This window comes from Amycolatopsis sp. VC5-11 (assembly GCF_037034185.1).
In the GTDB taxonomy this organism is placed as follows: Bacteria; Actinomycetota; Actinomycetes; order Mycobacteriales; family Pseudonocardiaceae; genus Amycolatopsis; species Amycolatopsis nivea.
In genome coordinates this window covers 1,432,360-1,459,028 of record NZ_JBAGKF010000001.1, presented here as the reverse complement: position 1 = coordinate 1,459,028, position 26,669 = coordinate 1,432,360, and the positions used below count along the sequence as shown (strand labels likewise).

Below are 26,669 nucleotides of genomic sequence, written 5' to 3'. Positions count from 1 at the left end.
AGGATCGCCACCTGATTGGCGAGCCTGTCGCCGAACTCATCTCGATGCCCCGCACATTTACCGCAGACTACCTCCGTGGCCGGTCCGGCACAGACCTGACATGCGACGCCCGGATCCTTGCGAACGTTATGAAAGAAGCCGCCCACGCGACGCGTGAGGGCCGCGCGAAGCCTCTCCGCAACAGGATCAGCCGGACTCATCGAACGATGAGCTCCCTAAACTGACTAAGCTCATCGCCCGCAGATGCGGCATCCATCGCCATACTGACCGCTTCATGCTCACTTGTCGCATGAAATACACCAGGCTGGTCAAGCAAGGCGATTCCCCACTTAGTCGCATCGAGCACAGAACTAGTCAGGATAACCGGACGACCGTGAGCCACCGCAACCCGAGCTTGAATGCGCGCCCCACTGTGCTCTCCAGCTTCGACGACGATAGTGGCCATTCCATACGCGCTCATTGTTGCGTTACGCATGGGGAATGTTTGCTTACTGGGCGGAGCATCCGGCCAAAACTGCGATAGAATCAGGCCGTCGCTGTCAATAATTCTCTGCCGAAGCTCAGCGTTCTCCGCCGGATAGACTTTCCGGATCCCGGTGCCCACGACCGCGACCGTGCGCCCGCCAGCTTCCAGGGTCGATTCGTGCGCGGCAGAGTCGATGCCCCTGGCCAGGCCGCTCAGGACCGATACTCCTCGCCGCGACAGCTCGGCGGCAACGTTCCGCGCAAACGCAAGCCCCCGAACAGACGCGTTTCGCGAGCCTACGACCGATATGCCACGGTCGTAGGCTCGGAGCGCACCCTGCGCGAACAGGACCGGCGGAAGCTGGTGAACCTCTCGAAGCTGGGCGGGGTACCGCTCATCCTTGAAGGTCATGAACTCGAAGTCGGCGTTCCGCCATCGCCGGACGTCCGCGCGAGCGGCATCCAACAGCTCCTCGGGACTTGACCCCCGTCCGGCCATGCTAAACAGACCGGCGGGGTAGAACTCGTCCCAGAGCCGCATGGCACTCCCGCACTCAGCAACTCGCGCCGTGATATGCGACCAGCTCAGACCATCCGGGCGCGCGCGAAGCAACGCAACCAGGGCGCTCCGCTCCTCGTCGTCCCACTCGTCCATGGCGGCCAGCTTAAAGCCATGCGCTCCGTTCACCTCGCCCCTCGCTCCCCTGATGCGTCACCCTGAGACTGAAATCTCGATTCTATCGAACATATGAGCGAAGAGAGTATCGGGAGAGCGGCAATTACACGGTCGGGGGCCAAGTCCGCCTGATCCTGACAAAGTAACCGCCCCATCGCTCCGCGGCCGCACACTCAACAACCCCACAGGTCAAAGCAAGCTTTCCGCTGGCCAACAGAGCAGACAACTCAGCCGTCCCGGGTTCGGATCCCGCACTGCCACACCGCCAGAACGGCCCCGGTGCCGAGTCACGCGGCTGTTCTCGACTGCTCGTCAATTTACGACCCTGCCACAAGCCCGGACTTGACCCTCCTGCGACAGGAGGCTCCACGCTCTCCCCATGAACGAATTTCGCGGCCCGGTTCCCACCCCCGCCTACGACGCGGTGTCTCCGGGCAACTATCTCGGCTTCTACGGGATGCCGATGTTCCCCAACGTGCCCACCGCCGACCTCGATGCCTCCACGGACTTCTGGCTTCGCGGGCTCGGCTTCGACAACCTGTTCACCTTGCCCGGCCAGATCGTGCATCTGCGGCGCTGGGCGTTTCAGGACGTCCTGCTCAAGCCCGGGACCCCAGCGACCCCGAGTGAAGTCAGCATCAGTTTCTCCTGCGTGCTCAGCGAACTCGACGAAATCGCCAAGCGGTGTGAGGAAATTACGCCGGGGTGCACTAGCGGGCCGGAGTTGATGCCGTGGAACTCGCGGGAGTTGACGGTCGTCACGCCGGAGGGCATGAGGGTCGTGATGACCGCGGCGGAGCCGATCGATCCGGACGGGCCCGTCGCGGAGGGGATGCGTGCTGTGGGGATCGACGTGCCACGCTCGTGAGCTGCGACACTGAGGTCGTGACCGAGCAAGACGGCCTCACTGTCGGACGCACGGCGACGCTGGTCGGCGTGAGTGTCAAAACCCTGCATCACTGGGACGCCGTCGCCCTGGTGCGTCCGAGTGGGCGCACCAGGGCTGGCTACCGGGTGTATTCCGCCGAGGACATCGCGCGGTTGCATCGGGTGCTCGTGTACCGCGAGCTCGGCTTTCCGCTGTCCGAGATCGGGCGGCTGCTGGACGATCCGACCGCCGACGCGCACGCGCATCTGACTCGGCAGCGGCGCGAGCTGCGCGACCGGATCGCGCGGTTGGAGCACATGGCGTCCGCGGTGGACCGGATGGCGGCGGCGACCCGGGGCGGGATGCAGTTGACGGCGGAGCAGCAGGTCGAGATCTTCGGGTCCGAGTGGGATCCGGAGTGGGTCGACGAGGCCGCGGAGCGCTGGGGCGACACGCGGCAGTGGGCGGAGTACCGCGAGCGGACCACCGAACTGACCCCGCAGGACTGGCAGGAGGCCGCGGCCGAGCACGAGACGCTCCACGCGGACCTGGCGGCGGCGCGGCGGGCGGGGGTAGAGCCTGGGTCGGCGGAGGCGAACACGCTCGCGGAGCGGCATCGGGCGACCTTGTCGCGGTACTTCGACTGCACGCATTCGATGCAGGTGTGTCTCGGGCGGAAGTTCGTGGAGGAAGCCGGATACACGGAGTACTACGACGCGTTGGCGCCTGGTCTCGCGGGCTGGCTGCGCGACGTGATCTTCGCCAACGCGATCGTGCACGGGGTGGATCCGGCTACCGCGGAATGGGAGTAACGCGGGTCAGCGGCCGCGGGCCATCTCCTCGAGCCGCCGGATCCGGTCCTCGATCGGCGGGTGCGTCGAGAACATCTTGCTCAGCCCGGCCCCGGGCCGGAACGGGTTCGCGATCATCAGATGCGACTGCGAAACCACCGCCGGTTCGGGGGCGAGCGGCGCGGCCCGGGTCCCCCGCTCCAGCTTCCGCAACGCCGAGGCCAGCGCCAGCGGATCACCGGTCAGCTCAGCCCCGGAAGCATCCGCCTGGTACTCCCGCGACCGGCTCACCGCCATCTTCACCACCCCGGCCGCGATCGGGCCGATCAAGACCAGCAGCAGCGACATGAACGGGTTGCCCTCGCGGTCGTTCCCGCCGAAGAAGAACGCGATGTTCGCCAGCACGCTGACCACACTCGCCAGCGCCCCGGCGACGCACGAGATCAGGATGTCCCGGTTGTACACATGCGACAACTCGTGCCCGAGCACCGCACGCAACTCACGCTCGTCGAGCAGCTCCAGGATCCCAGTGGTGCAGCACACAGCCGCGTGCTGCGGGTTGCGCCCGGTCGCGAAGGCGTTGGGCGCCGCGGTGGGGCTCACGTACAGCGAGGGCATCGGCTGCCGCGCGGACGTCGCCAGCTCCCGCGCGATCCGGTACATCGCGGGCTGCTCGACCTCCGACACCGGCCGCGCGTGCATCGCGCGCAGGGCCATTTTCTCGGAGTTGAAGTAGGCGTAGGCGTTCATCCCCAGCGCCACGACCAGGCCGATCACCAGGGCTCCGCGGCCGAACAATCCGCTGATCCCGACGATGATCGCGGAGAGCAGACCGAGCAGCATCGCCGTCTTCAGTCCGTTGTGGTGCTTGTGCACGCGCGCTTGCCTCCGTCCGCTCTGGCAGGTGCCGCAAGGTGGGTTACTCACTGGAAACAACGCGATCGGGGGACGCGAAGTTCCTTCAGCCGATCCTCGTCCGGGTTAGGGTCGGCGGGCAACCCAACCGACCGGGGCAGGTGAGCGATGCGCGGTTCCCAGTGGTCCCGGAGAGGGCTGTTCGGCCTGGTCAGCGCGGGTGCGGCGGCGCTCCTCGGCGGTACCGCGGGGGCGTCCGGGCGGGTCACCAGCGTGCAGGTCGGCGGGACGCTTGCGGCGCTCGCGGTGAGTCCGGTCACCGGGCTGGTGTACGCCGCCGACCAGGCGTCCGGCATGGTCGTCGTCCTCGATCCGGACGCGGCACGGGTCGTGGCCGCGCTCGCGGTGGGCGGGGAACCGAGCGATGTGGCGGTGGACACCGAGCGGATCTACGTCACCAATCCGGCCGGCGGCACAGTGCTCGCCTTCGACAGCCAGACGCACCGGTTCCTGAGCGCCGTCAGCGCGGGGGCGGGTGCGTCGGCGCTCGCGATCGATCCGCAGGCCAACCTCGTGTACGCGGTGAGCGGCAAGACCGGCACGTTCGCGGTGCTCGACAGCATCAGTCTCACTCAGCAGGACCTGCTGCCAGCGCCGAAGCCGGGCCTCGCCGGGATCGCGCTCGACCGCGGCCGACGGCGCGCCTACTGCACCAGCCCGAACACGAACTCGGTCGAAATCTGCGACCTGGACGCGGGCACGTTCACCGCGAGCGTTCCGGTGGGTGCTTCTCCTACCGGGATCGACGTCCACGAACTGAGCGGATCGGTGTTCGTGGCGAACTCGGCGATCCACCATATGTCCATTGTGGACGGCTCGGCGCGGGCGCAGGTGAAGACGGTGCTGCTGCGCAGTGAAGCTTCGTCGCTCGCGGTGCATCAGGCCAGCGATGTCGTGTACACCAACGGCGGGCAAAATGGACTGTCCCGCGTGGACGGACAAACCGGGACCCTGAACGGCGAACTGAGTCTCGGGGTGAACCCGGGCGCCGTGGCGGTGGATCAGCGCACGCACACGGTGTACGTGACCGATCCGCTGCACGGCACGGTCAACGTGGTGCGCGATTTCTGACTGCGCACATGAAGTTACTCCAGGTATACGGTGTCGGGTATGGAACTTGGCCTCCAGGTGCCCGACTTCACGCTGCCGGGAGGGACCGCCGCGCTCGGCGGCGAACTCGCCGAGGCGGTGCGGGCGGCGGACGACGCCGGGTTCGCGTATCTCGCGGTGATGGACCACTTCTTCCAGATTCCCAGCGTTGGTCCGAGCGATCACCCCATGCTTGAGGCGTACACGACGCTCGGCTACTTCGCCGCGCACACCCGGCGCGCGAAACTGTTCACCTACGTCACTGGCGCGATTTACCGGCATCCCGGCCTGCTCGCGAAGGCGGTCACCACGCTCGACGTGCTGTCCGGCGGGCGGGCCATGCTCGGCATCGGGGCCGGGTGGAACGAGGAAGAAGCCCGGGGTCTCGGCTTCCCGTTTCCGTCCACCTCGGAACGGTTCGAGCTGCTCGAAGAGAACCTGCAGTATGTCCGGCAAATGTGGGATGCGGACGAAAAACCGTTCTCCAGCAAGCATTTCACCGCCGAACGACTGCTCAGCAGTCCGCAGCCGCCGCACCGGCCGCCGATCATGGTCGGCGGCGGGGGCGAGAAGAAGACGCTGCGGCTCGTCGCGAAGTACGGCGACTTCTGCAACATCGGCAACGGCCCGGATCTCGAACGGAAGCTCGACGTGCTCAAGCGGCACTGCGAAACCGAGGGCCGCGACTACGCCGAGATCGCCAAGACCGTTTACCACTACCTGGACATCGGTCCGTCCGGGGAGAAAACCGGCGAATTTCTCGCCGAGGCGCAGCGGCTGCACCGGCTCGGCGTGCACGCCGTGATCGGCCCGCTGCCCGGCGGCCTGGGTCGGGACCGGATCGAGATTTTCGCGCAAGACATCATTCCGGCGGTTAAGGAGTTGGCATGAAACTCGGGTTGCACCTGGCTCAGCAGACCTGGCCGAACGGCCCGGCGGCGCTCGGCGCGGACCTGGCGCGGGTGGCCCGGACGGCGGACGAGGCCGGGTTCGAATACCTGTCGGTGATGGACCATTTCTTCCAGATTTCGAGCTACGGCCCGCCCGAGCACGAAATGCTGGAAGCCTGGACCACGCTCGGCTTCCTGGCCGCGCACACCGAGCGCGTCAAGCTGCTCACGCTCGTCACCGGCGTCATCTACCGCCACCCCGGGCTGCTCGCGAAGGCGGCGACGACGCTCGACGTGCTGTCCGGCGGGCGGGCGATCCTCGGCATCGGGGCAGGCTGGAACGAGGAGGAATCCCGCGCGCTCGGGTTCCGATTCCCGCCGATGAAGGAGCGGTTCGAACAGCTCGAGGACGCGCTCCGGTACGTCCACCAGATGTGGTCGGACAGCGACGAACCGTTCACCGGAACGCATTTCAGCGGTGAGCGGCTGCTCAACAGCCCGCAGCCGATCCAGCGTCCGCATCCGCCGATCATGATCGGGGGCAGCGGCGAGAAGAAGACCCTGCGGTTCGTCGCGCAATACGGCGACATCTGCAATCTGCTGCCCAACGCGGACCTTCCGCGCAAACTGGAAGTCCTGAAGCAGCATTGCGAGGACGTCGGCCGCGACTACTCCGAGATCACGAAAACCGCTTCGCTGCGGCTCGACACCGGCGAAAACGGCGAGAAAACCGGGGAACTGCTGGACGAACTCGGCCGGCTGTCGGAGCTCGGGTTCACCGTCGCGACCGGCTGGGCGCACGGCGTGCCGGACCCGGCGGTGCTCGAACGGTTCGCCACCGAAGTGATCCCGGCGGCGGAAAAACTGTGATCCGGCGGTGCCGGGTGGCCGTCGCGTCGCCCGGCACCCGCTCCGCCGGACAGCCGGAAAACTGATAACCGTAACGAAATCAGGGCGCAGCAACGACATCTCGGACGACCGCTCGGCGCATCCAGGGAGAAACCAATGCCCGCCAGCAGACCGTCCCGTCCTGTTCTGCACACCGGAGAGCGTGTGCGAGTGCGCAGTGCCGAGGAAATCCTCGCGACCCTGGACCAGAACGGCACGATCGACGGACTTCCGCTGATGCCGGAAACACTGCGGTTCGCCGGGCGGGAGCTGCCAGTGCACCTGAGCGCGCACAAAACCTGCGACACCATCAACCACAAGGGCACCAGCCGTCGCATGGACCGTGCGGTGCACCTCGCGGGTGCGCGGTGCGACGGCCAAGCGCACGGCGGCTGCCAGGCCGGATGCCAGCTGTTCTTCAAGGAAGAGTGGCTCGAACGGCTCGACGGCAGCCCCATCCGTCCGGAACGGCCCCGCACCGGAACCATTCCGCTGCCGCTCGAGGTCGTCGAATCCGGCACCCGGGCCGGCACTGACGCCGACGGCGAACCGCTCTACCGCTGCCAGGCCACCGAACTCGTGCGTGCGACGTCGTACCTGCCCGTGCAGGATTGGCGACAGTACGTCGACGACGTGCGGACCGGGAACGTGCCGCTCGGCTCGACTCTCCGAAGCCTGGCGATCTCCGCGTTCAACAACTTCCAGAAACTGTGCCGCAAACTCCCGCCGCGGCTGCGGATCCGCGGCGGCTCGTACTACCCGTTCTACCGCGGCACCGGGGCGGCGAAACAGGCACCCGCCGACCTCGACCTCCAGCCGGGCGAACTGGTCGAGGTCAAGAGCAAGGACGAAATCATGGCGGCCCTCGGCCCGAACAACCGCAACCGCGGCCTGTGGTTCGACGCGGAGATGCTGCCGTACGCGGGCCGCCGAGGCAGAGTGCTCGGGAAGGTCGAGAAGATCGTCGACGAGGTCACCGGCAAGATGCTGAAGCTGCGCGATTGCGTGGTCATCGACCAGGTCAACTGCGCCGGGCAGTTCAACCGGTACTGCCCGCGCTCGGACTACATCTACTGGCGCGAGGCGTGGCTGCGGCGAGTGCCGGAAAAGAGCCGGACAGCTGACAGCTCGGACAGCGCGAAGGTGTGACCGCCCGACCGGTCCCTGCTAGTTGACCGGGAGCCGCGACGAGTTCGGCGGCGCGGAGTCGAGCAACCGGCGAACCGCCCTCCTGCGATGTGCGTACCACCAGGCACCCAGCCAGCTGACCACGACCAGCAATCCGATCACGGCGCGAAAACGGTTGACGTGGTGCGGGTCGTAGAGCACGCCTGCGAGATAGGTCTCTACGAAGCCTTGGGTGTAGGGCAGCAGGCCGCCGGCCTGGCGCAGCCCGTTTTCCGCTTCGGTAAGCGGGCAGGCGAGCGGAAAAATCGAACTGACAATCGCCCACGCCACCAGCGGAATGTGCGCGAACAACGCACCCGGCCATTTCCACGCCGCGAATCCACCGAAAATCAGGTAGCCGAGCACTAAGAAGTGCACGCCCAGCAGGATGTAAGCCAGCAGCTGTGCGGCCAAGGGTTTCCTCCCTCCGCTCACCGGGTTGCCCCCGGTTCTCCACTCCATTGCCGAGACTCGGCAACGGGCAGGCGACATTCGGGAAATCGCACCGGGGACACGGATCGTTTCCGCATTCCCCCGATCGTGACCTCGGATCAGCTGTTTTTCAGCAGTTTTCCAGTCGACAGCATGCGCGCCGCGAACAGGCCCTCGCGGAATGCCCCAGGGAAGAACAGCCGCAGGAACCCGAGGTAACCGGCCAGCACCACGGCCAGTCCGGCGACGAGCGTCACGATCGCCGGAACCCCGTGCTGGCGCAAGACGATGTGCACCACCCACGCGGCCGCGACCGCGGGCATCGAGGAGATGAACGCGGGAAGGATGGTCAGGATCCAGGTGCCCAGCCCGAAGCCGGCGAGTTTGCCGATCGCACGCACGAGGAACGGCGTGATCACGACCGTCGCGATGGTGTAAGCCGTCGCCACCCCGGTCACGCCCCACGGGAGCCCCAGGAAGAACGCGGGCACCATCAGAGTGAGCGGAATCCAGGCCCAGCGGAGCGAGACGTCCGCACGGCCCAGCCCCATGAATACCGACCCTCCGGGCGTGGTGAGCGACTGCAGCACACCGGTGACCGCGAGCGCCGTCACCACCGGAGCCGAAGGCAGCCACTGTGCACCGAACACCGTCTCCACGAAGTCCGGGGCGAGCACGGCCACCCCGAGCATGCTGGGCAGTGCCACGAGCGCGATCACCCCGGTGATCCGGAGGAACACCGACCGCACCCGGGCTACGTCGTCCTGCACCTTCGCGAACACCGGGAACGCCACGCGGTTCGCCACGTTCCCCAGCAGGCTCACCGGAATCAGCATGATCCGGTACGGCACCGTGTAGTACGACAGCGCGGTCTGCCCGAGGAACCGGCTCACCACGACATTGTCGACGTTGCGCGCGGCGTAGCCGATCAGCTGCGCACCCACGAGCGGCAGGCCGAACACTCGCAGGTACTTCCACGCTTCCTTGTCCACCGCGATCTTCGGCAGGCCCGCGGCGGCGAACCAGAAAACCAGCACGATGAGGTCGGTGCCGACCTGCTGCACGACCAGTGCCCAATACCGCATGCCGAACTCGGCCGCGACCACGCCGATCGCTCCGCCGAGCAGGGTGCCCGCGATCTCGGTGACCGCCATCGCGCGGAACCTCAGGTTCCGCTGCAGTTTCGCGGCGGCCACATTGGACACACCCTTGAGGACCGGGCTGGCGGCGAGCGCGATCAGCACCGGGCCGAGGTCCGGCACGTCGAGAAAGCCCGCGATTTCGTCTGAGAACAGCACTGTTGCCCCGGCCATCGCGAGCCCGATCGCGGCCAGCGTCCAGAACGTGACCCCTTCGTCCTGTGGCCGCAGATCCGGCTTCTGCACGATGCTCGACGACAGACCGGCTTCGAGCAGCACCGCGGTAAGCGAGATGTACACCGTCGCGGCCGCCGCGACGCCGAAGTCCGTGGGACCCAGCAGCCGAGCCAGCACCACCGCGAAGCCGAGCCGCCCGAATTGGCGCACGATCATCGCCACGACAGTCCAGCGAGTGCCATTCGCCGCGGCTGCCGCCGTCGAGCGCGGCGGTGCGGGGGCGGGCTGCTCCGCGTGCGTCGTCACCGGCGGTTCCCCGCGCGTACCGCGAGCTTCGCGTACTCGTACCCGCCGCGAGCGACGGTGCGCAAGATCCGCCTCCAGTTCGTGCGCAGCCATCCGCGCATCTGCAGCAGGCAGCGGACCTTGTCGCGCGGGCTGATCCGGGACCGCAGCACCGCGAGCGCGTACTGGCGGCCGATGTTGAGCACTGGAAACGGGATCCGGCCGCGCCACTCTGGGTCGAGAATCAGGTATCGCGACCGTGCGGTGGGCGCCTGCCGCATGATGCGGCCGGGGTGTTCGCGGTGCAGGAACAGCTCTTCGTCGACCAACCGGATCGGCCCGTGCAAGGCGAGTTCGACGATCTCCAGGCGGTCGGCCGAATCGAACGACGCGTGCAGCGACGTCAGTGCGAGCAGATCCCGGTTCACGACGCCGAACCATGCGAAGCACATGTGGTCGCGCTGGGTCAGGTCGCGGAACCGCACCGCGACGTCCGGGTGTTCGGCTCGCAAGTTTTCGTCCCAGCGGTGCGTGCGGTTGCCGTCGACGTCGATGTCCACCGCGACGGTGTGCGCGCACGACGCCTCCGGGTGCGCGCGCAGTTCCTCCAGACACCGGCTGAAGTAGGTGGGCAGGTAGACGTTGTCGCCATGCACCCACGCGAAATAGTCGCCGTCGGTGTGGTGAAAACCGTAGTTGTGATTGCGCGCCGCGCCGAGGTTGCGATCGTGCCGGACGTACGAAATGCGCGAATCGAGCGCGCAGTACTCCTTCGCGATCGCTTCGGTGCCGTCGGACGAAGCGTTGTCGCAGATCAACAACTGCCAGTCGGCGAGATCCTGGGCACAAATGCTGTCGAGCGCCTGGGCGAGGAACCGTTCGCCGTTGTAGATCGGCATCGCCAGCGACAACAACGGTCTGCGTCCTCCGACTGCGCTTGCTCCGTACGCCATGCCTGCCCCTCCGCCGTTCTGACGCCGGGCGGCGGGTCCGGCCCGCGCACCTCATCGCCAACGGAATCGGAAACCGCCGATCGACGTTACGCGTACGGCACCGGTTGCGATGTACTGAGGACGGCATTGTTATTTCTCCGGCCCCGGTGTCACCGGGACAACGGAACCGGCTGCGGGGAGTTAGCGACATGACCGGCACCGAACCGGAGAAGACCGCGCGCGCCCGGCTCTCCGGGCTGGACGGCCTCCGCGGGATCGCCGCGCTGTTCGTCGTGCTGCACCACTGCCGGCTCTTCGCCTACCCCGGCTTCCCCGCCGACAACGGCCCGCCGTGGCTGTCGCCTCTGCTGTACGGGCATCTCGCGGTGGTCTTGTTCATTGTGCTGTCCGGGTTTTCCCTCGCTGCGGCTCCGGCACAGAGAGACTGGCGGCTGGGGCGCGTCCGTACCTTCCTCCGCCGGCGGGCATGGCGCATTTTGCCCGCATACTGGGCCGCGCTGCTGCTGAGCTTCCTGGTCGCGCGGTTCCTGGTGACCGAGACGCCGGATGTGGTTCCGACCGGAAAATCCTTGCTGGTTTTCGGTTTCCTGGTCCAGGACGCGGTGTCCGCGCCGAGCCCGAACAGTGCGTTCTGGTCGATCGCGGTGGAAGCTCAGCTTTACCTGGTTTTCCCGCTGCTGCTTGTGCTGCGGCGGCACGTCGGTGCGATCACGCTGATGGTGTGCGTGTGCACCGGCGTCATACTCATCCGGCTGCTGTCGGGACAAGTACCGGTTTTCGCCTCGCTGCTCCACGCGACTCCGGAGTTCGCCGTGCTTTTCACGCTCGGTGCGGTCGCGGCCGGAGTTCTCGCTCCGGGAGCGCGGCACCGAGTCCCGTGGCCATGGCTGGCCCTCGGCGGCGGAGTGGGGATTGCCGGGCTGATCGCGGTGCTGGGCTCCGTGCGCACGGTCAGCAACTATTTCTGGATCGACTTGCTCGCCGCGTTCCCGACGGCGGCGCTGCTCGCCGGACTCGCACAAGGGCGTCCCAGGGGTCTGGTGCGGCTCCTCGACACCGCACCGCTGCGGGCACTCGGGTCCTGTTCTTACAGCCTGTATCTGGTGCATGTGCCGATCGTTGCGGTGGTCAGCAGGCTGCTCATCGGACCGCATGTGCCGGCCGGGCTGCCTGCGTTCCTGCTCACGACTGTGATCGTCCTTCCCGTGGCGCTCGTCTTCGCCCGCGGTTTCGCGGCCGTGTTCGAACTGCCGTTCCAGCGGCACCGGTCCGCCGCGGCACTGCTCGCCGCAGTACGCGCGAGCCTGTCTCAGCGCGGCAGCGGCACCGGCGCGCCTCCCGCGAACACGTTGCCCGACGCGATGCGGACGTCGAATTCCGAAGGGTAGATCGGCCCGTATTTCGCGCCGGGCAGGAAAGTGTTGCCGGTGAAGACGACGTCCTTCAGCCGAGCGCCCTGCTGGCCTCCGACCGAATAGAACGTGTAGCCGCCACCGCCGAGAGTGTTGCCGGAGATGACGACAGGGCCCGCGTCGGGATGGTCGGGTCCGATGTCCGGGGAAAGGAACACCGCGGAGTTGGCCCCCTCGCCGGTGCCGATCTCGATACGGTTGTTCTTCACCACTACGTCGCCGACGTCTTCGGTGAGCTGCAGCCCGTCCGAGTGCGCGCCCGGCGAGGGGGCGAAGTCGTGGATCCACGAGTCGGTGATCGACGTGTGCGCGCCGAGTTTCGCGCCGTCGTTGGACATTCCCGTAATCTCGACCCGGATCGCCGACCAGTTTCCGTACGCGATCCCGGCGTCGGTGTAATCCCCGGTGATCAAGGTGTCCTCGATCCGGACCGAACCTTCGTTGCTGGTGCGGATTCCCCACGGCGTGCTGCCGTCACCGGTGAATTTACTGTTCCGCACCACCACTCCCGGCGCCGTGACGGTGAGCATGCCGCGCACATCGAGACCGCTCAGCACCATTCCCGGCCGGTCCGCGGTCAGCGAACCGGTCTGGGCCGGGCAGGGAGACGACCGGGCATCGGAGTCGGCGGAGGGTTCGCAGCGCTGAGCGGACACGGCCACGACGACGGCGGCTGCGGCCGCGGCAACCACCACCGCCGCGACCACAAGCAGTTTCGCCGGTCGCACTATCGCGACGATACCCGGAACACGGTCCGGCCCGATGCTGCCGAGAGAGTGGTACCGGGCCGGACCGCCGATCAGGACGGCATCTGCAGCGCGCTGCCGTCCGCGTACGTGTTGCCGGAGACCGTTTTCGCGACGAACTCGCTGGAGTACACCGGGCCGTACACTGCGTCCTTGACGAACTTGTTGTTCGTCACCGAAACGTTCTGCAACGTCGCTCCCTCGCGGCCGTTCACGCTGTAAAGCGTGTAACCGCCGCCGCCGAGCGTATTGCCGTCGATCGTGATCGGGCCGGCCGACGGGTTCTCGGCGCCGATGTCCGGGGACAGGAAAATCGCCGCGTTGCCGACCCGGGAGCCAAGGTCGATCTTGTTGTTCTTGATCACGATGTTGCCCACGTCCTCGACCAACTGCACGCCGTCGCTGTGCGCACCGGCGGCGGGCTTGAAATCGTGGATCCAGGAATCGGTGAGCGACACGTTGTTGCCCAGTTTCGCTCCGTCGTTGCTCATTCCGGACAGGTCGATCCGGGTGGCGCTCCAGTTGTGGTAGCTGATCGCTTCGCTCTGGTAGTCGCCGGAGAACGTGGAGTCCTCGATCCGCACCGAACCCTTGCCGGTGGTGCGCACCGCCCAGTCCTGGCCGCTGCCGGTGAACTTGCTGCGCTTGATCGTCACGTCGGGAGCCGACACGGTGATCGTGCCGCTCACGTTCAGCGCGTCGAGGACCTGACCGGCCTGGTCGGCGGTCACGTCCTGGACGCTCTTCAGCGTGACGCCGGCCGGCACGCCGTACCCGCCGGCGGGTGCGGGCTGCGCGGACGTGGACTGAGCCGCGCTGGTGGCGGACGCCGACAGAGCGGCGGACGCGGCCGGAGGCGCGGGCTGTTCGGGGGACGAGGTTTGCGTGGGGACGGAAGACGGGGTGGCCGGGCGGAAGTGCCGGTCGGCCCCGTGGTGGCGGGTGTGCCACGACGCGTCGGCCACCGCCGCCGGGGACTGGCTGGCGAACCCTCCGCCGAGCTGGATCACCACGAAGGCGGCCGTGAGGACGGCGGCCATGAGACCCGCGGAAACAAGGATGCGGCGCAAGAGCGCCTCACCTCCAAGGTAAAGATCACAGAAATGCAATCGAGATCGTTTTGTGATGGAACGAGAGGGACTATGCACGGTTGCCCTCGGCAGTGCAAGGCATCGCCCGGTGACAGCCCGTGAAAACCGGCGCCGACCAGGGTGATTATTTACCAGAAATGACATCCGACACGGCCCGGAAATCGATCTTCCACTCTTTCCAGTGAAATAATCACCGAAATTTCCCGGGACGATCTTCTTCCGCCGCGGCGGTGACATTCCGTAAACTGCACCAGTGGACGTGGTCATCCCTGCGCACAATGAAGAGGCGTCGGTCGGCGCGGTGGTCCGAAAGCTGTGCCGGGAACCGCGTCGGCTGCGCTGCGTGGTCGTCGCGAACGGATCTTCCGACCGCACAGCGGAAATCGCCCGGGCAGCCGGTGGCGACCTCGTACTGGAGACCTCGCGCCCCGGCAAGGCACACGCGCTGAACCTCGGCGACGCGAGGTGCGTCACCTTTCCCCGCGCGTACGTGGACGCGGACATCGGCATCGACGCGGACGGATTGCTCCGGCTCGGCTCCGCTCTGGCGAAAACCGGTGCACTGCTTGCGGTCCCGGGTGTTCGCCTGCGCACCGAGGACGCGTCGTGGCTAGTCCGCCGGTACCTCGCGGCGTGGCAGCAACTGCCGGCGGTCCGGACGAACGGCGCGGGCCGCGGCGTCTACGTGCTCTCGGAGGAGGGCCACACCCGGACGTTCCCGCTACCGGAGAATCTCATCGCCGACGACGGTTACGTAGAGCGCCGGATCGGCCCGGCGCAGCGGGTGGTGGTCGGGGAGGTCGAGGTGACGGTGACGCCGGTGCGCACCATCGCGGCCATGGTCCGCAGGCGGATCCGCGTCGTCGCGGGAAATCGGCAGCTCGCCGAACTGGGCCTGCCCGCAGCCAGCGGTGCCGCCGGAGTGGGCGCGCTGACCCGCCTGGTGCGCGAGCGGAAGGTGCGGCTGCTCGACGCGGCGGTGTTCGCCGGGGTGAGTCTCGTCGTGCGCGGGCTGGACGCGATCCGCCGCGCCCGCCGCCAGCGGGTCGCGTGGGGAACCACTCGCTGAGAGCCTCAGACCGGATGCCAGGTCTGGTTCGCCAGCCTGCTGATCCACGAGGGCGGCTGCCGCTGCGCGTCCGGCACGTCGCGAACCGACACCCGCCACAGCGCCGCGGCGCATCCGATCAGCAGGTGCGTCGTGATGAACATGATCGCGAAACCGAACGCGTCGAAGGTGAACGCCGCGACCGCGGCGGCGGCGATCGAACCGGCCAGCGCCTGGCCCATGCCTCGCGCGTCGGCGCTCGGCGCGCTTCGATGCACCCGCCGCGCGAGCGAGTAGCCCGTCCCGAACAGAGCCAAGCCCACGGCCAGTCCCACGACGCCGACCGTGACGAGTTCGTACAGATACTCGTTGTCCAGCACGCGGTACAGCTTCGGCACGTAGGTGCCGGGTCCGATGCCGAAGAACGGGTGGTGCTGCCACAGCCCGAACACCGCGGCGTAGTCGTCGGTCCTGCCCTGGATGCTCGGATCGGTGCCCGCGTTCGTGAACAGGCCCTTGATGCTCGTCAGCAGACCCGGCGCGCCCGCCTGTACCGCGACGAATCCGGCGATCGCGAACGGCAGCAGGTTCAGCAACGCCCGCAGCCGCACGGACCCCAGGTAGACGAGCAGCGCCACCCCGGTGGCGAGGATCGCCGACCGGCCGATGGACAGCGGGATCCCGCCGGCGATCATCGCCACGATCGTCCAGCGCGCGGGTTTGTGGCGTTGCGCGGTCAGCGCGAGGTGCAGCGCGAGCGGCAGCGCCATGCTCAGCACCACGCCGTATTCGATCGGGTGGGTGGCGAGCCCGGCGACCCGGTTGAAGCCGTCGCGGCTTTGGACGAAGTCCGCCGTCGATTCGTGCACGGTGAGTCCCGGCACGCGGATCATCTTCGACAGATCGACGATGTCGAAGAACTGCAGTGCCGCGACGAAGGCGAGCACCGCCGCCCCCATGGTGACCCGCGTCAGCACCCGGCGCACCGCGCGGATGTCTCGCAGCGTGTCCGCGGTGTACAAAAGCACGCCGATGGCACTCAACTCGCCGAGCAGTCCGGAGTTCGCTCCGGACGCTTCGAGCGCGCTGAGCCCTCGGATCTGCCCAGCCGCATAGCTCGCCAACTGGCTCACCACCGCCAACAGCACCAGGACCCGCAACGGCTGGAAGCGGCGGTCGGTGCCGAGGTCCGGCGCGAGCCGCAGGAAGAACCAGATCAGGAACAGCCCGGTCGCCAGCAGCCCGCTCGGCACGCCAGCCTGGCCGAGCGGGGCGATCACCAGGTTCGCCGGCAGCAAAAACGTCAGCGAGAGGAGGAGGGTCAGCCCAGTCACCTCGTCCTTGGGCGAGAACGCGTACCCGATCAGCAGTGCCGTGACGGCGAGGGCCAGAAACGTCAAGTCCGGCACGAATACCTCGGCGACCGTCGCCAGCGCTCCGCCGCCGAGCGCGGCGGTGGCCAGCCACGGGTGCTTGTCGATGCGCCGTTCGATCGGGATGAACTCGCCGAGGCCCAGCCGGGCGCGCAGGCCGGAGCGCGGAAGGCCGCTCACTGTGCCCGTTCGGCTTCGGGAACGTCACCGCGCGCCCCCGACCGGGCGACCGTGCCGTTCACCCCGACCGGGCGGAACTTGCGGGTCGGCTGGTCGGACAGCGGTGTCGCGGTGCGTTCCGGCCTGGACGCGCTTTTCTCCTCCGGCCATTCGATCCGCCGGTCGTCGACGCCCGCGGCGTCGTCCGGCGGAGGACCGGCGGCGGGGTCAGCCGTCGCGGCGGTGGCGGACGCGGCGGCACGGACCGAGCGCCGGCGCAGCAGGTAGTCCACATACACCGACGATCCGAGCGCCAGCACCACACCGATGGCGAGCGCGGCGAGCAGCACCTTGGTACGGCTGCCACTCGAGATCGCGGCTTCCTTGGGCTGCAGCGCGTCGTCGACGGTCACCCGGAACTGGGCAGGGATCTGCTTGACGTCCTGCAGCGCCTGCATCCGCCGATCGAGTTCCTTCCACAGCAGGCTGTAGGTGCTGAGCGAGCTTTGCGCGGTCTTCCCGGTGATGGTGATCAGCAGCAGCGGACGGCCACTGTCCACATTGATCACGTAGTCCGGGCTGCCACCCGCCTTCCCGACCACGTCGCGCACGTCCGGCGAATCCGCGATCGACCCCATCACCGACGCGGCGGTCCGGGTGTCGAAGTACGGGTTGCCCGCCAGCCGCGCGGCCGCGGCTTCGTCTTGCGCGTACGGGATGTTCACGACAAGGACGCCGTTGACCGAATAACTCGGCGCGACCTGGCTCGCGGCGAGGAACCCCAGTAGGCCCGTCGCGACCAGAGCGGCGGCAAGGACGTACCACCGCCGGAACGCGATCCGGAAAATCCCGAAGAGGTCCATTGACCCGCCCTTCGCCTGGCCGTCAGGATGGGTCTCCCCCGGCCCCTCGAGTAGTGAATCGACAAAGGCGGTCCGAACGTGACAGATCAAGGGTCACCGTCTGGTGTCGCGTCTCCACAACGAGGACAATCCGGCCGGATCTCACTCGGGTTCGCCTGCGCGTGGGACGACCCGCCACAGCCGACCTGGTCTTACACGCCTTGGTATTTGCGAGCCGCGTTGCGCGAGCGGGCCGACGTGCGCGACGTCGGCCTCACCTGGGCGCGCCCGGCGCGGACGGCGCTGAAAGTACTCGCCACGCACCGCCACGAGGGACGCTGGGCAAGCGGCTGGAAACACCATCCGCTCACCCAAGGGCTCGCCGGACGGCGGTTGCGGCGGTCGGCCGCGGACTGTGACGCGGTACTGCAGATCGGCGACCTCGCGCGGCTGCGCACGCCGTACCTCGTCTACCAGGACCTGAGTTTCGATCTGCTGCGCGAAGAACGCCGGCTGCGGCATTTTCCGCACTTGAACGCGCGCCGGCTCGCACAGCTGCGCGAGCGGCAACTGGAGATCTACGCGGAGGCGGCCGGGGTGCTGGCGATGAGCGAATGGCTCGCCGGGCACCTGATCCGGGTGACCGGTCTGCCCGCGGAGCGGGTCCACGTCGTCAATCCGGGCTGCAACGCTCTCCCCGAGTCCGCGCCGACGGTTCCCGAGCGCGCTGGCCCGCCGCGGCTGTTGTTCGTCGGAAAGGACTTCACCAGCAAAGCGGGACCGGAAGTGCTGGCAGCGTGGGAAATTCTCCGACGCGAGTCGGATCCGCGGATCGAATTGACGATCGTCGGGCCCGTCGCGTGGCCGCTGCCGGGGCCGGTCCCAGACGGTGTGCGGTTCCTCGGCAGGATCCCGCTCGACCAGGTGGCGGCGCTCTACCACCAGCACGACCTTTTCGTGATGCCAAGCCACTTCGAGGGGTACGGGATCGCGTTCGTCGAGGCGTTGGCGCACGGTATCCCGTGCGTTGGCCGCGACCGGTGTGCGATGCCGGAGATCATCCGCCCCGGAGACAACGGCGGTCTCGTGTCGACCGACGACCCGGCGGAACTCGCCGCCCTGATCGCCGACCTGCTGGCAGACGAAAGCGTCCGCGCGCGCACGGTGCAGCAGGCTCCCGAAGTGCTGGCACACGCCACCTGGGGGCGCGCGGCGGAGGAAATCCTCGCTGTGACAGCCAAAATCCTCAGCTGAGCACCTCACCGCCGAAACCACGCCCACCGCTCCGCGGTGCCCGTTCGCATCGCCGCCTCCAGCGAAACCCCCCGCAGTCCGCGCTCCGCCAGCGCGTCAAGCACGGCGGACGCCAACGCTCCGCGGTCGAACGTCGGCGCCGGAGCACCGGAAGGATCGCCGGGGTCGTCACCGTAACCATCGTGCGCGAGAAGGATCGCTCCGCGCTTCATGCCTTCCATCGCGCGTGCGGCCAGAACCGGCACTGGTTCGTCGAGCCAGTCCCACGCGGTCGGACCCCAGAGGACCGGCTCCAGACCAGTGCGCCGGACAGCCCGCCATGTCGTCGGGGTTTGCGCGCCGTACGGTGGACGAAACCAGCGCACCGGTGTGCCGAGGGCGTCCTCCAGCACCCGGCGGGCAGTCGCGACCCGCGTCCCGACCTCGCGCGCACCGAACCGCGTCAGCCGGGAATGATCGAGACCGTGCAACGCGATCTCGTGGCCCTCCGCGACTGTTTCCGCGAGTAGCGTGCGGTATTTCCCGACCCGCTCCGTCAGTACGAAAAACGTCGCGCTCGCACCCCTCGCCGCCAAGGCGGAAAGAACGCGCTCGGTACCGACCGGATCCGGCCCGTCGTCGAAGGTCAGGACCGCGTGTGCTTCCTCGGTCCGGACCGCGCGCACCGAACCCGCCCAGGTGGTGCCTGCGCGCACCGCCGCCCGGAGCACGGATCTCACGACGACACCCGGGTGCCCGGCCACCCGGACTCCCACTGGGCTCGCCGCTGCCACACCAGAGCCCAGCGCGAACGCCGACGCAGCACCCGTTCCGCGAGCGCTCGCACGGCGACGCCGAACCGCAGCATGAAGAGACCGTACCGTCGCCAACGGCCGAGATGCCGCTGGACGACGCCGGCCCGCCCGGCCAGAACGAGCACGTCACGGCTGGCGACATCGCCGGCCGAAGAAGCGCCGACGTCGTGCACGACCTCGCAGCTCGGCGTGATCGACGGCCGGCAGCCCAGATCGCGGGCGCGTCGGCACAGATCCTGATCCTCGCCGTAGATGTGGAACGCCTCGTCGAGGCCGTCGAGCCGGTCCCACAGCTCCCGGCTGAGCAGCATCAGTCCGCCGGAGACGACGTCGACGTGCCGCACGGAATTCCGTGCCCAGCCGCCGAGCGATTCCGGGTCGAAAATCCGGGACCCGCGCAAGAGCACGGCAAGCCCGAGCGCCGAGCAGGTCAAGCTCCACGGGGTGATCCGGCCGAAGCAGCTGCGCGGTTCCAGCCGCCCGGTCACGTCCAGCGTGCGCCCGCCGGCGATCCCGTCGGCGGGATTCGCCCGCAAGTGCGCGACCAGCGCGTCGATGGCCCCCGGCTTCGGCTCGGCGTCCGGATTGAGCAGCAGCAGATAGCGGCCGGACGCGCGTTCCGCGGCCCGATTCACGCCGTAAGCGAATCCGGTGTTGCGGCCCAGCCGCTTGACCGTGCCCGATCCGGCCACGTCGTCGACGATGTCCGCCACCCCGTCGGTCGACCCGTTGTCGCTCACCAGGATCTCGAACGGCATCGACGGAGCCGCCGGCCCGGTCAGCGCCCGCAGCGTGCGTTCAGCGTGTGCCGCGGCGTTGTAGGTAACCATCAGCACCGACAGTTCGACCCCGCTCATGCGCGTCCCGCCAGCACGTCGTCCACGCGGACCCACCTTCCGCCGCACTCCTCGACCTCCGGCACGCTGTGCCGGACCTCGTCCAGGAGATGCGGCAGCAGAAGCAGCACATCAGCGGGTTGGCCCCGGCGAAGGTAAGCGGGGGCGATCACCGGAATCCGCGTGCCCGGCATTCGCCTCCCCTGTTTGCCCGGCGACGCGTCCGCGACCGCGAGCAGCAGGTCGTCGTCAATCCCGGCGTGGCACAGCAGCGGCACCGCCCGGGAAGCCGCGCCGTAGCCGATCACCCGGCGGCGGGCGTGCTTCCGGCCGACGAGCCACTCGCGCAACCGGGCCGCTTCGGTGTCGGCCCGTTTCTGCAGAGCACGCACCTCACCAGCGGACACCACCGCACGCTCGGCTTCGATCAGCACACGCGTGTCGCGGTCCGGCTCCGGAGTTCGATTCGCGAGCGCTACCAGCGTGCCGCCCGCGAGCGGGCAGTTCCACGCCCGGTGCACGCCGAGGCCGTAGTGGCCCAGCGCCTCGTCCAACGCGGGCAGCGACCAATACGCGTGGTGCCCGTGCCGCAGTTCGTCCCACTGTCCCAGTCGCATTACGCTGCCCAGGCTGAACATCTGGAACACCAGCAGCCCGCCCGGCGCCAACCGGGCCGAGCGGCTGAGCAGCGCGTCGCTCTGGTTCGGTTCGTGCAGCATGCCGTAAATGTCGAAAACGAGATCGGCGCGTCCGTCCTCGGGGACAAGACCCCGGCGCCGCAATCTCGGCAGCCACGCACTGCCGTGCGGACTGCCGAATTCGGCCACCGTCTGCCCGGCGCGCAGCCGGCCTTCCGCGGCCAGCCGGTCGAGCACGTGCTCGGCCTGCTGCCGCATCGAGCGCGGCTCCAGGCCGAGCACGGTTTCGGGCAGTCCGGGGTCTTCCGCCAGCTGGGCAAGACCGCACGCCGCGCACAGCCACATGCGCAGCGGATATCGCGGGTCAGGCCCGTCGTCGTCCGGCTCGGCGAACTGCTCGCAACCCGGCTGCAGGCCGAGATCGAGCACCACCTCGCCACGCGCGCCGCGGCAGTACCGGCACCGGACAGATTCCGCCGGGCCCGCGGTCAGCGGGTCCGCCACCGGGCTGGCCACCGCCTCAGCCCACCGCGACCGGGCGAAGGCCGGCGTCGACGCTGCCGGTCGCCCCGCGGTCGCGCAGCCGGGCAAGCCGGGTGAACCGGCGGTCGAACGCCTCCTGGGTCAGCCCGAAGGCGCGGTACTTGCCGGCCAGTTCCCGTGCGCCGGCGGGCACTGTCCATACGCACGCGAAGCCGGGCAATGCGGCCCGAGCGCGGGAAAAGTCCACACGGTAGGAACGCGGGTCGTTGCCGGCTTCCCCGGTGATCAGCAGCTCGGAACCCGGCACCGCCTTCGCCACCGCCTCCGCGATCTCCGCCACCCGCAGGTTGTTCTCCTCGGTCCCGACGTTGAACGCCCTCGCGCGCACCGCTTCCGCCGGCGCGGTGAGCGCCGCGGCGAACGCGCTGGCGATGTCCGCGGCGTGCACCAGGGGCCGCCATGGGGTTCCGTCGGACAGCACCCGGACCACCCCGGTGAGAATCGCGTGGCCGACGAGGTTGTTCAGCACGATGTCGGCGCGCAACCGCGGCGAAAAGCCGAATGCGGTGGCATTGCGCAGGAAAACCGGCGTGAAGTCGCTGTCGGCGAGATTGACGAGATCGTCCTCCACCCGCACTTTGGACTCGGCGTACGGCGTGACTGGACGCAGCGGTGCGTCCTCGTCTACCAAGTCGTCGCCGCCCGCGCCGTATACCGAACACGTCGAGGCGTAGAGAAAGCGCCGCACGCCGGCTTCCTTCGCGAGCATCGCCAGCCTCGTCGACGCGCGGTGGTTGACGGCGTAGGTGAGGTCCGGGTCCAGCGAACCGAGCGGATCGTTCGACAGTGCGGCCAGGTGGATCACCGCCTCGAAACCGGCGAGCTGATCGACCGTGACGTCGCGCAGGTCCACTGCGAGCGCGGGCGGATCATTCGGCTGCGGGCCCAGCACGCAGTCGGCGAAGAGGCCGGAATCGAGCCCGGTCACCTCGTGTCCGGACTGGGCGAGCACCGGTGCCATCACGCTGCCGAGGTACCCCTGGTGTCCGGTGAGCAAGACGCGCATCGATCAGCCTCCCGCGAGGTCGAGGGTGAGTTTGCCGGTATGGAAGGCCTCCGCGTACCGCGCCTGACATTCGATGCCGCGGATCCGGGCCAGCCCCAGGAACGCCTCCCGGTCGTACCAGGGCCGGTGCCGCTGCGACGCGTAATACTCCTGCAACAGCGTCACTTTCCGCTCCGCGATCTCTGGCGTGAGCGGCTGGTAAGCGGATGGACGGCCGAGGTCGCCATCCCATTTGACGATCTCGTACCCGAGCGCCGGCTGGCCCCGGAACGCCGTCGGGATCAGCTTCGCCAGCCCCCGGTGGTCCTGGTGCGCGTCCCTCGGCTGCGGCCCGATGACGAGGTCCGGATCGATCTTCGAACGCAGGTCCTCCACTGCTTCCTTGGCCTCTTCCCACTGCGCGGGGAGCCGGCCGTCGCGCAGTTTCAGTACCGTCACCGAAAGCCGGGCGCCTGGGCAGAACGCGGCCAGCGCGGCTCGTTCCTCTTCCTCGCGCACGGTCCCGCCGCCCGACAGCACGAGCGCCTGGATCTCGAGCCCGGGTCGTGCTTCGCACAGGGTGAGCAGGGTCCCACCGGCACCGATCGCGAGATCGTCACAGTGCGCGGCGAGCAGGGCGACCTTCGCCAGCCCGGGCAGCCTGGCGCCGATCATCCGACCGGTACCCGGTCGTTTTCCCAAAGCGCCCAAGGCTTTTCTCCCCGTGCATACGCCTCGTTCAACGCCGCCCGCTCCTTGATCGTGTCCGTGGGCCGCCAGTAACCGCGGTGCGGATACGCGAGCAGCCTGCCGCGCTTGGCGAGTTCGGCGCAGCCGTCGGCGACCAGGTCGCCGTTCTCCGGGATGTGGTCGAACACTTCCTGTCGCAGCGCGAAATACCCGCCGTTGGCCCACAGCGGCATCTCGCTCACCGGCGTGATTCCCGAGACGAAACCTGCCTCCGATACCTCCACGCAGTGGAATGTCGCCGGCGGCGGGACGATCATCATCGAAGCGCCCGCGTCGGACGCGGAGAACCGGTCGATGAGGTCCGGCAGGGGCGCGTCGGTGAGCACGTCGGCGTAGTTCGCGAGGAACATCTCCTCGGCTTCGACATACGGCCGCACCCGGCGCAGACGTTCGCCGATCGGCGAGTTGATCCCGGTCTGCACGAACGTGATCCGCCAGTCGGAGATATCGGCGGAGAGCAGGTCCACCCGTCCGCCCTGCAGCACGAAGTCGTTCGACGCGCTTTCCTCGTAGTGCAGGAAGAAATCCTTGATGTGGTGCGCGCCGTAACCGAGGCACAGCACGAAGTCCTTGTGCCCGAAGTACGCGTAATACCGCATCACGTGCCACAGCAGCGGCCGCGGCCCGACGAGTTGCATCGGCTTGGGCGCGTCGCCCGGACCGGACTGCATCCGCGTGCCGTACCCGCCGCAGAACAGGACTACCTTCATCTCGCCACCTCGCTCCGCGCCGGGTCGACGACTTCCAGCCGAGGAATGGGGAACACCAGCTTGCCGCCCCACTCCCCGACGTAGGACAGTTGCTCGGTGAGTTCCTCGCGCAGATTCCACGGCAGCACCAGCACGTAGTCGGGGCGATCCTCCGCCATCCGTTCCGGGGCCAGGACCGGGATGCGCGTGCCGGGAGTGAACCGGCCGTGCTTGTACGGATTCCGATCGACGGTATAGGCCAGCAAGTCCGGCCGGATCCCGCAATGGTTCAGCAGTGTGTTGCCCTTGCCCGGCGCTCCGTATCCGACCACGGTCGCGCCTTCGCGGGCGGCTTCGACCAGGAACCCGAGCAACTCCCGGCGCACGGTCGCCACCTGCCTGCCGAACTCCGTGTATCCCGCGAGTTCGTGCAGTCCCGCGGTTTTCTCCTGAGCCAGCACCTCCAGCACGCGCGCGCTCGGCTCGCCGGCCGCCTCGTCCGGTCGCGCCCACAGCCGGAGCGAACCGCCGTGCGTCGGCAGCAGTTCGACATCCACCAGGGTGAGCCCGCCGGTCGCGAGAGCTCGCTGCGCCGACGCGACGGTGTAGTACTGGAAATGCTCGTGGTAGATCGTGTCGTACTGAGTGAGCTCGATGAGCGTCAACAGGTGCTGCACCTCGATCGAAACCCAGCCGTCGTCCGCGACGAGGGCCCGCAGCGCACGCGTGAACCCGATCAGATCCGGAATGTGCGCGTAGACGTTGTTGGCCACCACCAGGTTCGCCGGGCCGTTGCTTTCCCGGACCTCGGCGGCCGTCGCCTCGTCGAGAAAAGTGGTCAGCGTGGGCACGCCCCGGTCTCGTGCCGCCTGGCCGACGTTTGCCGACGGTTCGATTCCCAGACACCGGATCCACCGTTTGACCACATGTTGAAGGAGATATCCGTCGTTGCTCGCGACTTCCACCACAAATCCGTCTTTTTCCAACCCGAGCCGCTCGACCGCGTCGGCGACGAACCGTTCCGCGTGCTCGACCCACGACGCGGAGTACGAGGAAAAATAGGCGTACTCGGTGAAAGTGTCCTCCGGCGTGATCAACGGAGGCAGCTGGGCGAGCCAGCATTCGGTGCACACGCGCAGGTGCAGCGGGTAGGTGATCTCGGGCTCGGCGAGTTGCTCAGCAGTGAGGAAGCGCTCGCACGGCGGAGTCGCGCCGAGATCGGCCACGTCCGCCAAGCTCGTGGAGCCACAGAGTCGGCAGGTCAACATGGGGCGCCCTCTCCGGGGTGACCGCGGCTCCGCGGGTCGCGTACCGCTTACGACCCGGTATTCGCTCCGCACTGGGTGCCGCGTTACAGCGGTCCGGAATGCCTAGCCACCCGAAAAATGGCCACGGCCACGCCGTGCGGTGCGTTTTCGACACACCGCGACGCGGCCGGAAACCATTGCAGCGCAAGCGATCATTGCAACACGGTCACTTTCGCCGGCACCGTAACAGAGCCGAGCGGCGCAGCGAACTATGAACGTCGACCGTCTGCAGGAGAGGCCGCCATGACGCGTCCGCACATCCTCGTCATAGTCCAGAATCTCCCGGTGCCCCTCGATCGACGGGTCTGGCTCGAATGCCGTGCGCTCACCGAGGCGGGCTACGAGGTTTCGGTTATCTGCCCGAAGGGCGACGGAGATCCAGGCTACGAGGTCTTCGAAGGCGTGCACCTGTACAAGTACGCGCCCGCCCCGGAGGCGGGCGGGGTGTTCGGCTACGCGCTCGAGTTCGGCTACTCGTGGCTGCGCACCGCGTGGTTGAGCCGGAAAGCATGGCGGCGCAAGCCGTTCTCCGCGCTCCAAGCTTGCAATCCGCCGGACACCTATTGGGCACTCGCGCGGTTGTGGCGGCGCCGGGGCGTCCGGTTCGTGTTCGACCACCACGACCTCAATCCGGAGGTCTTCCGGTCGCGCTTCGGCGAACCGTCCGGCCGCGCCGCCCGCGCGCAGCTCGCCGGTCTGTACTGGTTGGAGCGGATGACCTTCCGCACCGCCGACCACGTCATTTCCACCAACGCCTCCTATCAGCGGATCGCGGCCGACCGCGGCGGCGTGCCGGAAGAGAACACGAGCATCGTGCGGTCCGGGCCGGACACCTCGGTAATGCGGGCCGGCAGGCCAGTGCCGGAGCTTCGCCGCGGCCGCCGGCACCTCGCCGTGTGGCTGGGCATCATGGGCCCGCAGGACGGCGTCGACGTGGTGCTGGACATCGCCCGGCGGACGGTGTTCGAACACGGCCGCGACGACGTGCAGTTCGCCGTCCTCGGCTTCGGCGACTGTCTCGAGGACCTGCGCCGCCAGTGCTCCGAACTCGGTCTCGACGACTACGTCGATCTGCCGGGACGGGTCGGGCCCGCTCAGATCTCCGAGTACTTTTCGACCGCCTCGGCCGGGCTCTCGCCGGATCCGCTGAACCCGCTCAACGACGTCTCCACGATGAACAAAACGATGGAGTATCTGGCCTACGGACTGCCGGTGGTCGCCTACCGGCTCGCCGAGAACGCTATCTCCGCCGGCGACTGCGCGGTGTACGTCGAACCCGGCGACGCGGCCGGTTTCACAGAACAGCTCGTCTCCCTGCTCGACGACCCGGATCGCCGGGAGGAGCTGGGCAAGCGGGGCAGGTTGCGCGCCGAACGCGAACTCGACTGGGCCCCGCAGGCACGAACCTACGTCTCCGTCTACGACCGGCTGCTGCGCCGCGACAACGCCACCGAGGGGATCTGACCC

26 protein-coding genes are annotated in these 26,669 nt (G+C 68.2%); 10 read left to right on the top strand and 16 right to left on the bottom strand.

Annotation, left to right across the window (positions count from 1 at the left end):
• Nucleotides 1-196: 196 nt before the first annotated feature.
• Entirely contained in the window at nucleotides 197-1,120 is a 924-nt protein-coding gene (locus WA670_RS07250; protein ID WP_037816320.1) for a DNA-processing protein DprA, read from the bottom strand.
• Between the two features lie 400 nt (nucleotides 1,121-1,520).
• Here WA670_RS07250 and WA670_RS07245 point away from each other — a divergent pair, with 400 nt between their 5' ends.
• Together WA670_RS07245 and WA670_RS07240 are read left to right on the top strand one after the other, a co-directional pair.
• On the top strand, nucleotides 1,521-2,009 hold the full coding sequence (locus WA670_RS07245; protein ID WP_336157168.1) for a VOC family protein: 489 nt from the start codon (nucleotides 1,521-1,523) through the stop codon (nucleotides 2,007-2,009).
• Between the two features lie 17 nt (nucleotides 2,010-2,026).
• Complete coding sequence (locus WA670_RS07240; protein ID WP_037816472.1) at nucleotides 2,027-2,821, top strand: MerR family transcriptional regulator; 795 nt, start codon at nucleotides 2,027-2,029, stop codon at nucleotides 2,819-2,821.
• Nucleotides 2,822-2,827: 6 nt separating this feature from the next.
• Here the strand turns inward: WA670_RS07240 and htpX are convergent, their stop codons facing one another.
• Entirely contained in the window at nucleotides 2,828-3,676 is an 849-nt protein-coding gene (htpX, locus tag WA670_RS07235; RefSeq protein ID WP_336157167.1) for a zinc metalloprotease HtpX, read from the bottom strand.
• A 147-nt stretch (nucleotides 3,677-3,823) separates the two neighbouring features.
• On the opposite strand from htpX, the gene WA670_RS07230 reads away from it, so the two are divergent.
• The 4 genes from WA670_RS07230 (at nucleotide 3,824) to WA670_RS07215 (ending at nucleotide 7,731) form a co-directional block, all read left to right on the top strand.
• Complete coding sequence (locus tag WA670_RS07230) at nucleotides 3,824-4,786, top strand: YncE family protein (RefSeq protein WP_238603422.1); 963 nt, start codon at nucleotides 3,824-3,826, stop codon at nucleotides 4,784-4,786.
• A 39-nt stretch (nucleotides 4,787-4,825) separates the two neighbouring features.
• Entirely contained in the window at nucleotides 4,826-5,695 is an 870-nt protein-coding gene (locus tag WA670_RS07225; RefSeq protein ID WP_238603423.1) for an LLM class F420-dependent oxidoreductase, read from the top strand.
• Nucleotides 5,692-6,564 carry an LLM class F420-dependent oxidoreductase gene (locus WA670_RS07220; RefSeq protein ID WP_037816326.1) on the top strand — a complete coding sequence of 291 codons (873 nt, stop codon included), beginning with the start codon at nucleotides 5,692-5,694 and terminating at the stop codon, nucleotides 6,562-6,564. The genes WA670_RS07225 and WA670_RS07220 overlap by 4 nt, the downstream gene beginning before the upstream one ends.
• Nucleotides 6,565-6,753: 189 nt before the next feature.
• The gene (locus tag WA670_RS07215) at nucleotides 6,754-7,731 is read left to right on the top strand and encodes a hypothetical protein (protein ID WP_238603424.1); all 978 of its coding nucleotides are present in this window, start codon (nucleotides 6,754-6,756) and stop codon (nucleotides 7,729-7,731) included.
• A gap of 18 nt (nucleotides 7,732-7,749) precedes the next feature.
• On the opposite strand, the gene WA670_RS07210 is transcribed toward WA670_RS07215, so the two are convergent.
• The 3 genes from WA670_RS07210 to WA670_RS07200 form a co-directional block, all read right to left on the bottom strand.
• On the bottom strand, nucleotides 7,750-8,163 hold the full coding sequence (locus tag WA670_RS07210; RefSeq protein WP_238603425.1) for a DUF2784 domain-containing protein: 414 nt from the start codon (nucleotides 8,161-8,163) through the stop codon (nucleotides 7,750-7,752).
• A 137-nt stretch (nucleotides 8,164-8,300) separates the two neighbouring features.
• Entirely contained in the window at nucleotides 8,301-9,803 is a 1,503-nt protein-coding gene (locus tag WA670_RS07205; protein WP_238603426.1) for a lipopolysaccharide biosynthesis protein, read from the bottom strand.
• A complete protein-coding gene (locus WA670_RS07200) occupies nucleotides 9,800-10,735 on the bottom strand; it encodes a glycosyltransferase family 2 protein (protein ID WP_238603427.1) in 936 nt (311 codons plus the stop codon). Before WA670_RS07200 ends, WA670_RS07205 begins: the two co-directional genes overlap by 4 nt.
• Before the next feature lie 188 nt (nucleotides 10,736-10,923).
• Here WA670_RS07200 and WA670_RS07195 point away from each other — a divergent pair, with 188 nt between their 5' ends.
• Nucleotides 10,924-12,123 (top strand): acyltransferase family protein, encoded by a 1,200-nt coding sequence (locus WA670_RS07195; RefSeq protein ID WP_238603428.1) that lies wholly within the window; start codon nucleotides 10,924-10,926, stop codon nucleotides 12,121-12,123.
• Here the strand turns inward: WA670_RS07195 and WA670_RS07190 are convergent.
• Both WA670_RS07190 and WA670_RS07185 read right to left on the bottom strand, forming a co-directional pair.
• Nucleotides 12,045-12,875: a hypothetical protein gene (locus tag WA670_RS07190; protein WP_238603429.1), complete on the bottom strand. Its 831-nt coding sequence runs from the start codon at nucleotides 12,873-12,875 to the stop codon at nucleotides 12,045-12,047. The genes WA670_RS07195 and WA670_RS07190 overlap by 79 nt on opposite strands.
• 71 nt (nucleotides 12,876-12,946) lie before the next feature.
• Nucleotides 12,947-13,963 (bottom strand): hypothetical protein, encoded by a 1,017-nt coding sequence (locus WA670_RS07185; RefSeq protein WP_336157165.1) that lies wholly within the window; start codon nucleotides 13,961-13,963, stop codon nucleotides 12,947-12,949.
• A gap of 274 nt (nucleotides 13,964-14,237) precedes the next feature.
• Here WA670_RS07185 and WA670_RS07180 point away from each other — a divergent pair, with 274 nt between their 5' ends.
• On the top strand, nucleotides 14,238-15,053 hold the full coding sequence (locus WA670_RS07180) for a glycosyltransferase (RefSeq protein WP_275293226.1): 816 nt from the start codon (nucleotides 14,238-14,240) through the stop codon (nucleotides 15,051-15,053).
• Nucleotides 15,054-15,058: 5 nt separating this feature from the next.
• Here the strand turns inward: WA670_RS07180 and WA670_RS07175 are convergent, their stop codons facing one another.
• Together WA670_RS07175 and WA670_RS07170 are read right to left on the bottom strand one after the other, a co-directional pair.
• Nucleotides 15,059-16,585 (bottom strand): O-antigen ligase family protein, encoded by a 1,527-nt coding sequence (locus WA670_RS07175; RefSeq protein ID WP_336157164.1) that lies wholly within the window; start codon nucleotides 16,583-16,585, stop codon nucleotides 15,059-15,061.
• Nucleotides 16,582-17,427 carry a hypothetical protein gene (locus WA670_RS07170; protein ID WP_336157163.1) on the bottom strand — a complete coding sequence of 282 codons (846 nt, stop codon included), beginning with the start codon at nucleotides 17,425-17,427 and terminating at the stop codon, nucleotides 16,582-16,584. The genes WA670_RS07175 and WA670_RS07170 overlap by 4 nt, the downstream gene beginning before the upstream one ends.
• Nucleotides 17,428-17,505: 78 nt before the next feature.
• Between WA670_RS07170 and WA670_RS07165 the strand changes: the two genes are divergently transcribed.
• On the top strand, nucleotides 17,506-18,660 hold the full coding sequence (locus WA670_RS07165; protein ID WP_336157162.1) for a glycosyltransferase: 1,155 nt from the start codon (nucleotides 17,506-17,508) through the stop codon (nucleotides 18,658-18,660).
• Between the two features lie 5 nt (nucleotides 18,661-18,665).
• Here the strand turns inward: WA670_RS07165 and WA670_RS07160 are convergent, their stop codons facing one another.
• Genes WA670_RS07160 through WA670_RS07130 form a run of 7 tightly spaced genes read right to left on the bottom strand, consistent with a single transcriptional unit; the run spans nucleotide 18,666 to nucleotide 25,163 of the window.
• The gene (locus tag WA670_RS07160) at nucleotides 18,666-19,379 is read right to left on the bottom strand and encodes a polysaccharide deacetylase family protein (protein ID WP_336157161.1); all 714 of its coding nucleotides are present in this window, start codon (nucleotides 19,377-19,379) and stop codon (nucleotides 18,666-18,668) included.
• Nucleotides 19,376-20,311 (bottom strand): glycosyltransferase family 2 protein, encoded by a 936-nt coding sequence (locus WA670_RS07155; RefSeq protein ID WP_238603436.1) that lies wholly within the window; start codon nucleotides 20,309-20,311, stop codon nucleotides 19,376-19,378. The genes WA670_RS07160 and WA670_RS07155 overlap by 4 nt, the downstream gene beginning before the upstream one ends.
• Complete coding sequence (locus WA670_RS07150) at nucleotides 20,308-21,444, bottom strand: class I SAM-dependent methyltransferase (protein WP_336157160.1); 1,137 nt, start codon at nucleotides 21,442-21,444, stop codon at nucleotides 20,308-20,310. Before WA670_RS07150 ends, WA670_RS07155 begins: the two co-directional genes overlap by 4 nt.
• Before the next feature lie 4 nt (nucleotides 21,445-21,448).
• Complete coding sequence (locus tag WA670_RS07145; protein ID WP_275293232.1) at nucleotides 21,449-22,477, bottom strand: NAD-dependent epimerase/dehydratase family protein; 1,029 nt, start codon at nucleotides 22,475-22,477, stop codon at nucleotides 21,449-21,451.
• Nucleotides 22,478-22,480: 3 nt separating this feature from the next.
• Complete coding sequence (locus tag WA670_RS07140; protein ID WP_238603439.1) at nucleotides 22,481-23,131, bottom strand: PIG-L deacetylase family protein; 651 nt, start codon at nucleotides 23,129-23,131, stop codon at nucleotides 22,481-22,483.
• Entirely contained in the window at nucleotides 23,128-23,916 is a 789-nt protein-coding gene (locus tag WA670_RS07135; RefSeq protein ID WP_238603440.1) for a glucose-1-phosphate cytidylyltransferase, read from the bottom strand. The genes WA670_RS07140 and WA670_RS07135 overlap by 4 nt, the downstream gene beginning before the upstream one ends.
• On the bottom strand, nucleotides 23,913-25,163 hold the full coding sequence (locus WA670_RS07130) for a class I SAM-dependent methyltransferase (RefSeq protein ID WP_238603441.1): 1,251 nt from the start codon (nucleotides 25,161-25,163) through the stop codon (nucleotides 23,913-23,915). Before WA670_RS07130 ends, WA670_RS07135 begins: the two co-directional genes overlap by 4 nt.
• A gap of 282 nt (nucleotides 25,164-25,445) precedes the next feature.
• Between WA670_RS07130 and WA670_RS07125 the strand changes: the two genes are divergently transcribed.
• Nucleotides 25,446-26,666: a glycosyltransferase family 4 protein gene (locus tag WA670_RS07125; protein ID WP_240014141.1), complete on the top strand. Its 1,221-nt coding sequence runs from the start codon at nucleotides 25,446-25,448 to the stop codon at nucleotides 26,664-26,666.
• Nucleotides 26,667-26,669: the final 3 nt, after the last annotated feature.

Coding starts and splice junctions, on each gene's coding strand:
- WA670_RS07250 (WP_037816320.1), bottom strand. CDS start 1,120: ATGGACGAGTGGGACGACGAGGAGCGGAGCGCCCTGGTTGCGTTGCTT.
- WA670_RS07245 (WP_336157168.1), top strand. CDS start 1,521: ATGAACGAATTTCGCGGCCCGGTTCCCACCCCCGCCTACGACGCGGTG.
- WA670_RS07230 (WP_238603422.1), top strand. CDS start 3,824: ATGCGCGGTTCCCAGTGGTCCCGGAGAGGGCTGTTCGGCCTGGTCAGC.
- WA670_RS07225 (WP_238603423.1), top strand. CDS start 4,826: ATGGAACTTGGCCTCCAGGTGCCCGACTTCACGCTGCCGGGAGGGACC.
- WA670_RS07220 (WP_037816326.1), top strand. CDS start 5,692: ATGAAACTCGGGTTGCACCTGGCTCAGCAGACCTGGCCGAACGGCCCG.
- WA670_RS07200 (WP_238603427.1), bottom strand. CDS start 10,735: ATGGCGTACGGAGCAAGCGCAGTCGGAGGACGCAGACCGTTGTTGTCG.
- WA670_RS07195 (WP_238603428.1), top strand. CDS start 10,924: ATGACCGGCACCGAACCGGAGAAGACCGCGCGCGCCCGGCTCTCCGGG.
- WA670_RS07170 (WP_336157163.1), bottom strand. CDS start 17,427: ATGGACCTCTTCGGGATTTTCCGGATCGCGTTCCGGCGGTGGTACGTC.
- WA670_RS07155 (WP_238603436.1), bottom strand. CDS start 20,311: ATGAGCGGGGTCGAACTGTCGGTGCTGATGGTTACCTACAACGCCGCG.
- WA670_RS07145 (WP_275293232.1), bottom strand. CDS start 22,477: ATGCGCGTCTTGCTCACCGGACACCAGGGGTACCTCGGCAGCGTGATG.
- WA670_RS07140 (WP_238603439.1), bottom strand. CDS start 23,131: ATGATCGGCGCCAGGCTGCCCGGGCTGGCGAAGGTCGCCCTGCTCGCC.
- WA670_RS07135 (WP_238603440.1), bottom strand. CDS start 23,916: ATGAAGGTAGTCCTGTTCTGCGGCGGGTACGGCACGCGGATGCAGTCC.
- WA670_RS07130 (WP_238603441.1), bottom strand. CDS start 25,163: ATGTTGACCTGCCGACTCTGTGGCTCCACGAGCTTGGCGGACGTGGCC.
- WA670_RS07125 (WP_240014141.1), top strand. CDS start 25,446: ATGACGCGTCCGCACATCCTCGTCATAGTCCAGAATCTCCCGGTGCCC.